The sequence below is a fragment of the Thomasclavelia cocleata genome (assembly GCF_900102365.1).
Taxonomy (GTDB): Bacteria; Bacillota_I; Bacilli_A; order Erysipelotrichales; family Coprobacillaceae; genus Thomasclavelia; species Thomasclavelia cocleata.
In genome coordinates, this window is the sequence record NZ_FOIN01000002.1 from 89,477 (window position 1) to 103,342 (window position 13,866).

At 28.7% G+C, this 13,866-nt stretch carries 16 protein-coding genes; 2 read left to right on the plus strand and 14 right to left on the minus strand.

Features of this window, described 5'->3' with window-relative positions:
• Position 1 precedes the first annotated feature (1 nt).
• Together BMW96_RS01650 and asnB are read left to right on the plus strand one after the other, a co-directional pair.
• Positions 2-349, plus strand: a complete 348-nt coding sequence (locus BMW96_RS01650) for a spore coat protein GerQ (RefSeq protein ID WP_092351852.1) — start codon at positions 2-4, stop codon at positions 347-349.
• Positions 350-488: 139 nt separating this feature from the next.
• Positions 489-2,309, plus strand: coding sequence for an asparagine synthase (glutamine-hydrolyzing) (asnB, locus tag BMW96_RS01655; protein ID WP_092351854.1), 1,821 nt, complete (start codon positions 489-491; stop codon positions 2,307-2,309).
• 68 nt (positions 2,310-2,377) lie between these two features.
• Here asnB and BMW96_RS01660 read toward each other — a convergent pair whose 3' ends face one another.
• From BMW96_RS01660 to BMW96_RS01725, 14 genes are all read right to left on the minus strand, one after another.
• On the minus strand, positions 2,378-3,538 hold the full coding sequence (locus BMW96_RS01660; RefSeq protein ID WP_092351856.1) for a bifunctional folylpolyglutamate synthase/dihydrofolate synthase: 1,161 nt from the start codon (positions 3,536-3,538) through the stop codon (positions 2,378-2,380).
• A 92-nt stretch (positions 3,539-3,630) separates the two neighbouring features.
• Positions 3,631-4,293 (minus strand): uracil-DNA glycosylase, encoded by a 663-nt coding sequence (locus BMW96_RS01665; protein ID WP_092351858.1) that lies wholly within the window; start codon positions 4,291-4,293, stop codon positions 3,631-3,633.
• Entirely contained in the window at positions 4,283-5,113 is an 831-nt protein-coding gene (locus BMW96_RS01670; RefSeq protein ID WP_092351860.1) for a Cof-type HAD-IIB family hydrolase, read from the minus strand. The genes BMW96_RS01665 and BMW96_RS01670 overlap by 11 nt, the downstream gene beginning before the upstream one ends.
• Positions 5,113-5,934 (minus strand): Cof-type HAD-IIB family hydrolase, encoded by an 822-nt coding sequence (locus tag BMW96_RS01675; protein WP_092351862.1) that lies wholly within the window; start codon positions 5,932-5,934, stop codon positions 5,113-5,115. Before BMW96_RS01675 ends, BMW96_RS01670 begins: the two co-directional genes overlap by 1 nt.
• Before the next feature lie 52 nt (positions 5,935-5,986).
• On the minus strand, positions 5,987-6,763 hold the full coding sequence (locus BMW96_RS01680; RefSeq protein WP_092351864.1) for an alpha/beta hydrolase: 777 nt from the start codon (positions 6,761-6,763) through the stop codon (positions 5,987-5,989).
• 39 nt (positions 6,764-6,802) lie between these two features.
• A complete protein-coding gene (locus BMW96_RS01685; protein ID WP_092351866.1) occupies positions 6,803-7,087 on the minus strand; it encodes an FtsB family cell division protein in 285 nt (94 codons plus the stop codon).
• Entirely contained in the window at positions 7,039-7,467 is a 429-nt protein-coding gene (gene yabQ, locus BMW96_RS01690) for a spore cortex biosynthesis protein YabQ (protein ID WP_092351868.1), read from the minus strand. Before yabQ ends, BMW96_RS01685 begins: the two co-directional genes overlap by 49 nt.
• Complete coding sequence (gene yabP / locus BMW96_RS01695; RefSeq protein WP_092351870.1) at positions 7,467-7,763, minus strand: sporulation protein YabP; 297 nt, start codon at positions 7,761-7,763, stop codon at positions 7,467-7,469. Before yabP ends, yabQ begins: the two co-directional genes overlap by 1 nt.
• 48 nt (positions 7,764-7,811) lie before the next feature.
• A complete protein-coding gene (locus tag BMW96_RS01700; RefSeq protein ID WP_092351872.1) occupies positions 7,812-8,330 on the minus strand; it encodes a GrpB family protein in 519 nt (172 codons plus the stop codon).
• Positions 8,331-8,692: 362 nt separating this feature from the next.
• Complete coding sequence (locus BMW96_RS01705; RefSeq protein WP_092351874.1) at positions 8,693-10,060, minus strand: aminopeptidase; 1,368 nt, start codon at positions 10,058-10,060, stop codon at positions 8,693-8,695.
• A gap of 109 nt (positions 10,061-10,169) precedes the next feature.
• Positions 10,170-10,436: an RNA-binding S4 domain-containing protein gene (locus BMW96_RS01710; protein ID WP_092351876.1), complete on the minus strand. Its 267-nt coding sequence runs from the start codon at positions 10,434-10,436 to the stop codon at positions 10,170-10,172.
• A 1-nt stretch (position 10,437) separates the two neighbouring features.
• Entirely contained in the window at positions 10,438-12,078 is a 1,641-nt protein-coding gene (locus tag BMW96_RS01715; RefSeq protein ID WP_092351878.1) for a putative manganese-dependent inorganic diphosphatase, read from the minus strand.
• 9 nt (positions 12,079-12,087) lie between these two features.
• The gene (locus BMW96_RS01720; RefSeq protein WP_092351880.1) at positions 12,088-12,753 is read right to left on the minus strand and encodes a helix-turn-helix transcriptional regulator; all 666 of its coding nucleotides are present in this window, start codon (positions 12,751-12,753) and stop codon (positions 12,088-12,090) included.
• A 192-nt stretch (positions 12,754-12,945) separates the two neighbouring features.
• On the minus strand, positions 12,946-13,818 hold the full coding sequence (locus BMW96_RS01725) for a helix-turn-helix domain-containing protein (RefSeq protein ID WP_092351882.1): 873 nt from the start codon (positions 13,816-13,818) through the stop codon (positions 12,946-12,948).
• Between the last annotated feature and the right edge of the window lie 48 nt (positions 13,819-13,866).

Consider the following 13,866-nt stretch of genomic DNA (forward strand, 5'->3'; position numbering starts at 1 on the left):
TATGGATTATTTTGATGACTTAAACCCTTATATGGTAAGACAGCAAGAGGGTGAATCCCTTACAGGAGAGGCTCCAGTAGTACCGCCTGTCAACCCAGGAATTATTGGACAAGCATTTCTTGGAAATGTTATAAAATTAAATATAGGAAAGTTAGGAACTTTTTACTTCAGTTACAACGGCAGTGAAAAATGGCGTGATAAGAGTTATGTAGGAATTATCGAAGATGCTGGTCGTGATTATTTCATAATTAAAGAACCTAATAGTTCAAAGCGTTTCTTATTATCATATGTTTATTTACTATGGAGTGAATTTGACGAAGAATTAAATTATCAGTTTAGCTATCAATAAGGACTAAGTCCTTATTGATTCTTATTTTGTCTTAGTACATCTTAATTTTACCTTATATATCTTAGCATTATTTAATAAAACTTAACTTTCATTTTTTCTATAATTTCACATATTATAATACCTGCATGGAGGTATTTATATGTGCGGAATTCTTGGATATACAAACTGTATTACAAATAATCAAAACGTTATTGAAAATATGTTAAAAAAAATTACACATCGTGGTCCCGATGATCAAGGATACTATCAAGATAACCATATCTCACTTGGGATGCGACGTTTAAGCATTATTGATTTAAACTGTGGAAAACAACCAATATTTAATGAAGATAAATCATTAATTCTAGTTTTTAATGGAGAAATATATAATTATCAAAACTTAAAAAATAAATTGATATCTTTAGGTCATATTTTTACTACTAATAGTGATAGTGAAGTAATCATCCATGGCTATGAAGAATATGGCAACAATGTCGTTAATCATTTAAGAGGGATGTTTGCTTTTGCGATATATAATTTACATACAAATTCTCTGTATATTGCCCGTGATATTTTTGGAATCAAACCATTATTCTATACAATTGTAAACAAACAACTGATTTTTGCTTCAGAAATCAAAGCATTATTTGAATATCCTGGTATAGAAAAAATATTCAACGAAGACTGTCTTGCAAGCTATTTAGCTTTTCAATATAACCCTTTAACAGAAACTTTTTATAAAGGAATCTTTCAACTATTACCAGCTCATTATTTAGAGTTTAATGATACGCTAAAATTAACCCACTATTTTAAACTCAAATATAATATCAATTCACATCTAAGTGAAAACAAAGCAATTAGACTTATTGAAACAACAATGAAAGATTCTATCGACAAACATCAATTAGCTGATGTTGAAATGGGAGCTTTTTTATCAGGAGGAATTGATTCATCATATCTCACTGCTAATAGCCAAGTTAAAAAAACTTTTAGTATCGGCTTTGAAAATCCTCAATGTAATGAGCTTCCCTTAGTTAAAGAATTTAGCCAACAGTTAAAAATTGAAAATTATCAAAAAACAATTACCAAAGAAGAGTTTTGGCAAAGTGTCCCAACTATTTTAAAAATATTAGATGAACCAGTTGCTGATCCCTCAATCATTCCCTTATATCATTTATCAAAATTAGCCAGTCAACATGTAAAAGTAGTATTATCTGGTGAAGGTGCAGATGAATTATTTGGTGGTTATAATATTTATCAAACACCTTTAACTTTAGCCCCAACAAAAGTAATTCCTTTTTATATTCGAAAAAAAATCAAAAATATTCTCTTAAAATCCAATTACAATTTTAAAGGTAAACAATATTTAATTAGAGCTGGTCAAACAGTTGAAGAAAGGTTTATTGGTAATGCCTTTATTTTCCAAAACAATGAATTAAATAAATTAATCAAACCTCAACATCATATCTATCAACCTCAAATCCTAACAACCCCTTATTATCGAGAAGTTGCTCAATATGATGACATTACTAAAATGCAATATATTGATTTAAATTTTTGGTTACGTGGTGATATTTTACGTAAAGCTGACCATATTTCAATGGCTAATTCACTTGAGGTTCGTGTTCCTTATCTAGATAAAGAAGTCTGGCTAATGAGTTCAACTTTACCAACTCAATTAAGAGTTAATAAAAAAGCTACTAAATATATATTTCGCAAAACTGCTGCAAAATCTCTCCCTCCTAAAAATACCCAAAGAAAGAAACTTGGTTTTCCAGTTCCCATTAATGAGTGGTTGAAAGAAGAACAATATTATCAACAAATTAAAGAATTATTCAATGGTCCAATTGCTCAAAAATATTTTAACTGCGACTATTTAAACGAACTACTTGATAATCATTTTCAAAATATACATAACAATGCTCGAAAAATCTGGACTGTCTATATTTTTATAATTTGGTATCATTACAACTTCAACTAAAAATTCTTATTATAATATCATATAGTATTTGATATTATCTTAAATCATTAACAAATCAACCCTCCAAATCAATCCTGGAGGGTTGTTAAAATATATTTACGAACAATGCTAATAAAATGTAAAGAACCAGTAATAATCAGATTATCATATTGTTTTAAATTATCTTGTATCACTTCTTTAAAATCAGTTCCATGTAATTGTAATCGCTCATCTAAAAATGTTGCCTGAATCAAAGGATAATCACTTAACAAACTTTTCATCTTATCAATATCTTTATCACCCAAAGCACTAAAAATAATTAACGGATTCTTTATATTTTGATCATGTAATGTTTTAACTAGAGCTTTAATACCATCAACATTATGAGCCCCATCTAAATAAATTTTACCAATTTTTTCAAATCGCCCTGGCCAACTAAATGTATCTAATGCCACTTGTACTTTATCATGATCTAAATTTATTAAATGATTACACAACGTAATTGCTAGTGCGGCATTATTAACTTGATAACTGCCACAATTACTCAAATGATAACTATGACCAAGACAACTAAATGTATATGGATACTGATAATCAGATTCTACAACCGTTTTAACTACATGACTATTTTTTATTTGAGCAGCTGTTTCAAATATCTTGACTAACTCATCATTTGTTTCACCAGTGAAACAAATCTGATTTTCTTTAATAATCCCTGCTTTATGATAAGCTATTTGTTCTAATGTATCCCCTAGCATAAACTGATGATCATAACCAATATTCGTGATTGCACTACAAACACTATCAATCACATTAGTCTTATCATTTAATCCGCCAATCCCAGTTTCAATGATTCGAAAATCTAAATCCTCTTCATTAAAATAACACAACATAATCAAGGTATCAATTTCAAACATTGACAATTGTTCATTATCAATCATTTCCAATAAACTATTTATAATTTCTAGCAGTTTTTCATCATCAATCATTTTTCCATTAATACAAATACGATCATTATGACAAATAAGATATGGCGAAGTAAATGTTCCTACTCGATAACCATGCTCTATTAAAATATTTTTAATAAAATTTGTTGTTGATCCCTTACCATTTGTCCCTGCAATATGTACCATATTTTTTTGATGAACATTAAAACCATACTTTTCAATCGTTTCTTTGAATTGTTTTAAAGATCGTTTAACTCGTCTTGATTCGATATATTTTAAAGCACTTTCAATATCTCTAAACATCATTTTCTCCTTTAATTATTATAATAGCTTTCAATAAAATTCAAAAAGGTTGTATTATCAGTATGATTACTGTTTAATACAACCTTTTATAATTATTTAATATTATCTATTTGCCAATCAATTGGGGTCATATTATTTTTAATTAAAAATTCATTTGTTTTACTAAATGGCCTTGATCCAAAAAATCCCCGATGAGCTGAAAGCGGTGAAGGATGAGCACTTTCTAAAACTAAATGCTTTGAAGTATCAATAAACTGCTTCTTACTACGAGCATTATTTCCCCAAAGAATAAATACCATTGGTTTTTCACGTTTATTTAACGCCTTAACAATATTTAATGTAAAAATCTCCCAGCCGATTCCTGCATGACTATTAGCTTTTCCTTGTTCAACTGTTAAAACATTATTAAGTAATAATACCCCCTGTTTTGCCCATTTAGTTAAATCTCCATTATTAGGTATAAAAGTTTTAACATCATCACTCAATTCTTTATAGATATTTACCAAACTTGGCGGAATTCTAACCCCAGGATAAACACTAAAAGCTAAACCATTAGCCTGATGAAGCTCATGATATGGATCTTGTCCTAAAATCACCACTTTTACATCTTCATAATCACAGAGATTCAAAGCTCTGAAAATATTTTGACGTGGTGGAAAAATAGTCTTATGAATATATTCATTTTCAACAAACTTATGTAATTTTTTATAATAATCTTGTTCAAACTCTATAGCAACAATATCTTTAAATTTCATTAAATATATACCTCTCAATCAACTCAGCTACAACACCTTCATTATTATTAGCTTGAGTAACATAGTCACAAACAGCTTTTACATTATCCACTGCATTATTTGCACCAACTGCTAAACCTGCCACTTTCAACATTGACAAGTCGTTATAATTATCTCCAACTGCAATTGTATCTTCAATATCAATCCCCAATTTATTTACTAGATCAATTAACCCCTGACCTTTATCAACTCCAACAGCATTGAATTCCATATATCTATTTGATGAATAACTAATAGCCACACACCCATCAGTAATCGATTTTAATTTATCTTCTAGACTCATTAAATATGGTACATCAATATTTTGATAAAGTATCTTTGCAATTGGTACATCCTTTAAAAAATCTACATTATTTTCTTTTGGATAAATAATATCTAATTTCAGATGTGCTAGTCTCTTCTTTTCTGATTCACTTAAATTAAAAACATATAGTTTATCTGGCGTATAAATATGTTGACAAACATCAAAGTTTAATCCCATTTCAAAAATTTCTTTCATCTTTTCAAATGGTAAACCATTAAATTCAATAATACGATTACTCTTATTTTCACTTAATGCTCCCCCATTAAAAGAAATTACATACTCACCTTCAAGATCGTTTAATTCTAACTCTTCGAGTACTGATTGAATCTGCATGAATCCTCGACCTGTTGCTGGTACAAATTTAACTCCATACTCTTTTCTTGCTTTTAATATTGCATCATGATTTTTCTTTCCCACAATATGATCATCACTTAATAATGTTTCATCCAAATCACAAGCAATCAACTTATATCCCATTATTTCTCCTCCAAAACAAATTTTTCTATAACTTCTTTAACCGCTCCTTGATCATAATCTAATTTCGTTACATATTGAGCATTTGCTTTAACATCATCATTAGCACTAATAACACATACACCAAGATTTGCTGCCTTAATCATTTCTACATCATTATAATTATCACCAATTGCAATTGTTTCCTTTATATCAATACCTAAATAATCCGCTAACCATTTTAATCCATAACCTTTATCAACACCTAGAGCATTAAATTCGAGATACCGATTTGATGAATAACTAACAGCTGCTTTACCTTCAATAACCTTAGCCAGATCTTGTCCAATCATCTTTAAATATGACATATCACTTTTTTGATATATTATTTTAGCTATTTGTTCATTTTTTAAATGATCTATACAATAATTATCCATTACTTTAAATGGAGCATTTTGAGCAATTTTACGTTTTACTTCTTCTTCATTAGCATTATATATGTAACACATATCCAATGTAAAAACCAGTACACAGACATCATAATTCTTAGCACTTTCAAATAATAATTCTGTTTGTTCAAAAGAAAGACCTTTAAAGTTTAAAACCCGATTATTTTTATTTTCAACAATCAATCCTCCATTAAAACAAATTGAATATTCTCCTGCTTGTTCATAAGTGCCAATTTCTTTTAAAACATCCAAAATCATATTATATGCCCTTCCTGTTGCAGGGATGAACTTCAAACCATTATGACGTGCCTTTTTTATTGCCTCAATATTAAAATCTGGTACATGATGATCAATTAGTAACGTTTCATCTAAATCCGATAACATTAATTTATACATAACCCCTCCATAATTATAATAACATAATTTACTTTAAACCTCTGCTATTTTCTTATCTATAAAATAATTCCATAAAAATTGGCACTCTCATTCTCCATTGTTCTTCATTATGACAAGCTTCTTCAAAAAAACGACCTTCAATTCGATCACTTTTTTCAATCAGTTTCTGATAAATAATTTCATTACTTTCATAATAAATCCGACTTATATCTTCATCACCATTTCCCTCATTACCGCCTAAGTCAAGGTAAAAACACTCTATGTTATTTAAATTACTCTGCTCAATCAGTTCACAAAATTCATCTACATAAAACCAATAAGCAGTAGAAAGAGAGGCAGTTTTTTTAAATATATCAGCATACTTTATTCCTGCATAACTAGTAATTATTCCTCCCATCGAACTGCCAACCATTGCATTATCATCTTTAATAGTAGGAAAATGTTCATCAATATATGGTTTTAATTGTTCAATTATAAACCTAATATATTTTTCACCTTCTCCTCCAACATCTATACTATCATCGCCATATTCTAATTGTAAGATTTCTTTACCTATCGACCATGGCCCATATTCATCTTCTCGTTTATTTAATCGATTATTGCAAGGAATCGCAACCATAATAATATCTAAATTTGTTTCTTTTACATAATCATAAAATCCCCAGCTAATTCCCATATAAGATTCTTCATCAAAAAAAGCATTTTGACCATCATTAATATACATAACAGGATAACGTTTATTACTTGTCTGATAATCATCAGGAGCATAAATCGTAATTTTTCGCATTCTTCTTAATGCATTCATGTAAAATTTTTTTTCAATAAACACTTTTTAACCTCCATAACAAAAATAAGCACTAGGTGCTTATTATTTAACTCCAGGAATAATTGAAACTTGTTCTCCATCACGGGTAAAAACATAATTTTCACGAGCATAACGTGCCACATAATCTTCATCATTCAATAAATCTATTTCATTTTCTAATGCCTTTTTTTCTTTAACAACAGCTGCTTTTTGTTTTTTTAATGCAACTACCTCATCTTGATGTTGATAGACCATTATCATACTGTTAAACAAAGTCAACAATAACCCACATCCAACAATCATGTACAAGAATCCTTTGACTGTTTTGAAAATTTTTCTTTTGGCCATTTCATCACCCTCTTTACCCGTTTCATTATACCATTAACTTTTCTAAAAATAAATATTATTGGCCTTAAAATATACTTTATCATTCGAACAATTAACTCAATCAGAAAAAACATATAATAGCTATAATAATTAAGATATAAAATATACCCAATCAACATACTAATAAAAAAATATAATCTGATTACGCCATTATTGATCCTCAACAAACCAAGATAGTAAATATACCCAAAAATAATACCAATAATAATCTGTAAAAAAAGTCTAATGATGCGCTGGTGGTATTTATACAACAAACGGTTGATAAGACTATAAATAAAAGTAAAGACAAACCCAAAAACAAATGAATAACTGATTCCTTGAATCTGTTTAACTAAATCCATTATTTAAGTAATTTATTAAATACACTTTCTTTTACTTTAGGGTTCTTTTTATTTGAAACATAAGAAAATGAATCAATATTCCCCTTAATACTAACTTCACATTTTTCTTGATCAAGTCTTGTCAAAGAAAGATCACTCCCCTTAATATTTAAAAAACCTAGTGATGTTTCAATTAAAAATTCTAATGAATCAAAACTTTCAATATTCTTAACACCTGTTAACTCAATATTTTTGCGATCCTTTAAATAAACATTATGATAAGGGGTATGCTCAAAACGTATACTATTATTTTCCATATTATTACCTCCAATAAATAATATGAAAAAACTTTAAAATAAGAACAATTAAGCAACATGAATATTTTTACTTTTATACCATAAACAAGCATCTATTTCAATTTCATTAAAAAATTTTTTCTTTTCCTGATAATACTTATTATTTAAATAACTTTTAATATATGTATCCTTAACCTTCATATATTCAGCAGCTATTTCATGGTGTTCTTTTAAATAAAGAGAAACTGCAAGATATTTTTCAATTTCAGATACCTGATCTTCATAAAATACATATAAACAAAAACTATTATCTTTCTTTTTTAAAGAATAACATCTTGTATTATCACTTTCTTTACAATAATTATAATCCAGCTTTTCAAGCTGAGTTACTAACTCATCAATAGATATAGTCTTTTTAACTACAATTAATATATCAAGCATTTCCCTTGCTCTTATTTCTTTTATCGCAGTTGAACCAATATGATAAATAGAAATAAGATTATTTATAACAGCATTACGAATCTCATTTGCTTCAACAGCATATTTTAATGGCCAATTTTCATTATAATCAACTATCTTAATTATCACCTTTAATCACCGCCTTGAACATTATTATAACACAAATTCATTAATATAAAAATAAGCTATAATTACTAATTAGCACTAACAAATAAATTTTATTAAATTACATTTATCTCTACCATATCTTTATCAATTATCTGTTTTCTAGTTCATTATTCACTTGTATATTATATATCCTTGAGATTTTTAACAGTAGTTTCTTGGAATAATTATTAACAGTTTCACCATTCTACTTTATCGCTATTATCGACTTGTAGTTTGCTACACCTGGAGGAGTGTGCAATTAGACTTCCACTCATTAAATCCAGGCACAAAAAAAGCGTTAATAAAATCAAATAATTGACTTTACCAACGTTTTTTACATTAATCTAAATTTTTTGTAAAAAAGTTCGATAAGCTAAATATGCCTCATAAACATCAACTTTGCTTACAATTTCCATTGGTGCATGCATATTTAATACAGCTACCCCAGCATCAATCACGTTCATATTATAATTACCCAAAATATAAGCAATAGTACCTCCACCGCCTTGATCCACTTTACCAAGTTCTGCAGTTTGATAATTAACATTGTTTTCATCAAGAATATTTCTAATCTGTGCCATATATTCTGGGTTAGCATCATTAGAACCGCTTTTTCCACGTGCCCCTGTATATTTATTAAAAACAATTCCTCTTCCTAAATAAGCAGCATTCTTTTTATCATTGACACTCAAATATAAAGGATCTACACCTGCACTAACATCACTAGATAACATTTTTGAATTAGCCAATGCCTTTCTAGTCTTCACAAAACTGTCAACACCTTGTTTAGCCAATAATTCACTAATTGTATTTTCAAAGAATAAAGACTGAGCTCCAGTAGCTCCAACACTACCAATTTCTTCCTTATCCACTAAAATAGCACAACTTGTATATTCAGGATCATTAATATCTAATATTGCCATTAATGAAGTATATGCACAAACTCGATCATCATGCCCATATCCAGCTACCATACTACGATCTATTCCGTAATCACGAGCTTTTCCACTAGGTACAATTTCAATCTCAGCGCTTAAAAAATCTTCTTCTTCAAAATCATATTTTTCCTTTAGAATTTTTAAAACATTAGCTTTTACTGAATCTTTTTCATAATCTCTTAATGGCATACTTGCAAAAGTTACATCTAAATCTTCTCCTTCAATTACTTTTGCTGCTTCTTTTTTCAGTTGATCAGCAGATAAATGAATTAATAAATCACTAATTCCCACAACTGGATCAGTTTCATCTTCACCAATATTTACATTAATCACAGTACCATCTTTTTTTACTACTACTCCAATTAGTGATAATGGAATAGTTACCCATTGATATTTTTTTACTCCCCCATAATAATGGGTATCTAGTAATGCAAAACCTTCACTTTCATATAATGGATTTTGTTTTAAATCCAATCTTGGCGAATCAATATGTGCTCCTAAAATTCTAAGGCCTGCTTCAATTGGCTTTTTACCAATCACAAATAAAGCTACATTTTTATTCATATTTGTTACATACACTTTATCCCCTGGTTTTAAAATATCTACATCTTTTAGATCTTTATACCCAGCTGCCATTGCTTTTTTTACAGTTTCATTAACACATAATCTTTCAGTCTTTCCTTTAGTAATGAAAGTTTTGTACCCCTCATTAAAATCCATTATTTCTTTTATTTGTTCATCATTATATTTTTCCCATGCATTTTTTGCGTACATAAAATTCTCCTTTCAACTCTCCATATATAGTATACCAATTTACCTAATTTCTCAATCATTATGAATGTAAAAAAATTATACTTTTAATTATAAAAAAGATATCTAATAACTAGATATCTCGTTCAATTCGTTCTTCTTTGATTATTTCATATAACATTGCACTATCTTCTTTTAAAACATGTTCACGAAGTTCTTTAACTTTTATAGTTAAAAGACTACGACCAAATTCAATTTCAATCTCATCTCCAACATGAAGTTTAGTACTAGGTTTTGCAACTTTTCCATTTACCTTAACACGTGAACTTTCACTAATTTCCTTTGATAAAGTACGACGTTTAATTATTCGTGACACTTTTAAAAATTTATCTAATCTCATCTTATTTACTCATCACTGCAGTAATTGCAGGAACTACTTGTTTTTTACGAGAAATTACTCCCTTTAAAGTTGCCTGATGTTCATTTAATTTAATATTAAATGCTTCTTCAACTAAATATGATTTTGGACCTGCTACAAAGATTTCACTATTAGCATTAATTACATCTGTTAAAAGCAATAGTGTAAAATCCAAACGATTATCTTCTGCAAATTTATTCATATATTCAAGCATATCTGCTTTATAAGGCATAAAACCTTCAATATCCATAGAATTAACTTGACCTACACCTACTGTTCCTTGCTCAAATGGAAACTTTTTAAAATCTTGATTAAAAATCTCTTCAACCGTTTTACCAGCTAATGATGTTCCTGCTCTAAACATCTCCATAGCAAAAGTTTCTATATCAACATTTGCAATTTTAGCTAATTTACGTGCCACTTTAGTGTCAATAGGTGTACATGTTGGTGATTTGAATAATAATGTATCTGAAATAACCGCTCCTAATAATGCTCCTGCAATTGATTCAGGAATTTCAATATCGTTTTCTTCAAAAATTCTTGTTACAATAGTTGCTGTAGAACCTAACGGTTCTCCTCTAAACAATAATGGTCCAATCGTTTGGATATCAGCTACTCTATGATGATCAACAATTTCAAGAATATCAGCTTCTTCGATTCCTGGTATTGATTGTCCTCTTTCATTATGATCAACTAAAACGACTTTTTTTCTTAAACCTTTTAATAAAGCAAATCTAGAAATACTTCCAACACAACGATTATTTAAATCAAGCACAGGATAACTACGATATCTTGTTTCACTCATGACTTCTTTAACATGATCTAAAGTATCATCTGTTGTAAATAGCTTCAAATCACCTTTTTGCATAATATACTCTACTGGAATAGCTTGAATTATCTGTTGTGAAGTTAAATAAGTGTTGTAAGGTGTAGAAATAACACTAATACCTTTTTCTTTTAATTTATCTAATACATCAATTTCAACATCTAGAGATCCTGTTAAAATAATCAATGATACATTTGCTTCAATCATTGAGCTAACAGCATCTTCACGATCTCCACCAATAATAATAATATCACCTGGTTTTACACGTTTTTTTGCCTCTTCACCACGCATTGCTGCAATATGTAAATCACCCTCAATGAATTTTAAATCATGGTTTAGATATAACACTGATGCCTCTAATGTATCAACTACATTTTCAATTGGAGTATGTGCATCCTTTAATAAACTACTATTCCATTTTTCCATATAACCTTCAACAATATTTGAAGTTGATAATAACCCTAATAATTGTCCATGATCATCTAAAATTGGTGCTGACTTCAAATTTTGTTGTTTCATCAAAGACCATGCTGTCTTTAATGTCAGTTCTTTAGAAAAAACAGTTACTTTATCATAATTTAAATCTTCTACCTTTTGTTTAACTGTTTTTAAAAGCACTGGTATTTCTAAATGAAATTTTTTTAAAACAAACTCTGTTTCTCGGCTAATTTCACCCAATCTAACTGGAATAGCATTATAACGATCAATCGCTTTTAATAAATAAGCATATCCAATCGCTGAACAAATCGAATCAGTATCAGGATTTTTATGACCACTTACATAAACCAATTCTTTCATTTTATCCTCCTATTTTTCCATCTTTTTTAAATAACGATATACTGTTGGTTCTGAAACTGCTAACTTTTCAGCAACTAACACAATTGCACCCTTAACTTTAAAAGTTCCTTTTTCCTGTAAATATTTTACTACTTTAATTTTCTCATCAACATTTAACCGTTCTGCTAAAAAATAACTAGGGAAGCCCATTTTCTCAAGCGACTCCTTAATATACATATCAATCATTTCCTCTAAAGGAGAAGACAAAATCTCAACTGGATTATCCATCTTGAATTCAATATCCTTTTCATCTTTAATCCCTAAGATTCTTTTTATCGTTGAAGTGAGATACTCTAAATCTGATATATTTACATTAACACATAACATTCCTACAGGTACTTCTTTACCATTTTCTTTAATAAAATATGTAGCCGAACGCATTAATTTCCCATCTGCCCCTGTCGTTTTATAATTTAACACATAATCTTTATCTAAATATTGTTTTTCTTCTAAATAATGTAATGATAAATTAGATAACTTTGCACCTATTTCTCTTCCTGAATTATGATTATTAACAATAGCAACAATTTCTTGTTCCTCTGAAGTTAAATCATGCAATGCAATCTCTACATTATCTCCTAAAGCTTTTCCTAAAAATTCCGTCATTGCAGCATATGGTTCTAGATACTTATACATTTTTATTAATCACCCCTTTATTGCAATTATACACGAACCGCAATAAAATTAGTAGTATTTTTTATCACGATAATAAAAAAGCTAGATTTTACTAAAAAAATTATCATTATAATAATTACGACATAATCTCATACTATTAATTACTATCATAACATTTTAATAAAAAATAATAATATCAAGTATTCCATTAATTTATTCTTCTTTACCCTCAAAAATCAACCAAACTATACCACAAACAATTCCCCCTATTGGGTAAACTATCCAAGAAACACTCCATGCATTAGTCACAAATGACCACCATAAATAAATTATTGTTATAATCATCATAATGATTCCACAATACATAAATACTTTCTTATTCTTTCCCTCTTCAATAATTTTATTACGATCAACACGATCATATTTACTCTTAAGCACTCCAAAATACACAAAAATTCCAGTTGCCATTGTTACAAATATCATAAACAAGCCATTAGCTAAACTCTCATTATATATATTATCAACCAATACCTGAACAACCACTCCAAATAAAATCAATCCAACACCTACAGCAATAGCTAAAGAATATGTCTGATTAAAACTCACTCGTTCATTTTCACTATAAAAATCATCAAATTCTATTTTACGTTCTTCAAAATGAGAATCAATCATCCCAAAATAAACAAAACTAATCACCCCTATTAAAACAAAGAATAAAAACAAAATTTGGGGAATAAACTCATATTTAGTATTTTCCGGGAAATAAATTTCCGTAAACAAATACACACAAACACCTGACAAAATAGAAACAATTCCAAAAGAGTATGCCTTAGCAATTAAATCATAATGTTTTTCATATATCTGTTTAACAGTTGGATCATGATCTGTTAAATCTTTTTTTAACAGATCATCAATAGTACATTCAAATATTTCACTTAGGATAATCAGTGAATCCATCTCTGGCATCCCATTATTAGATTCCCACTTAGATACAGCTTGTCTTGATACATTTAATTGCTCTGCCAATTGCTCTTGAGACAATCCTTTCTGTTTTCTTAATACTTTTAAATTTTCACTTAAACTCATCATTATCACCTCACTATAATTTTAAATGAGCAATTATATTTTTACTAC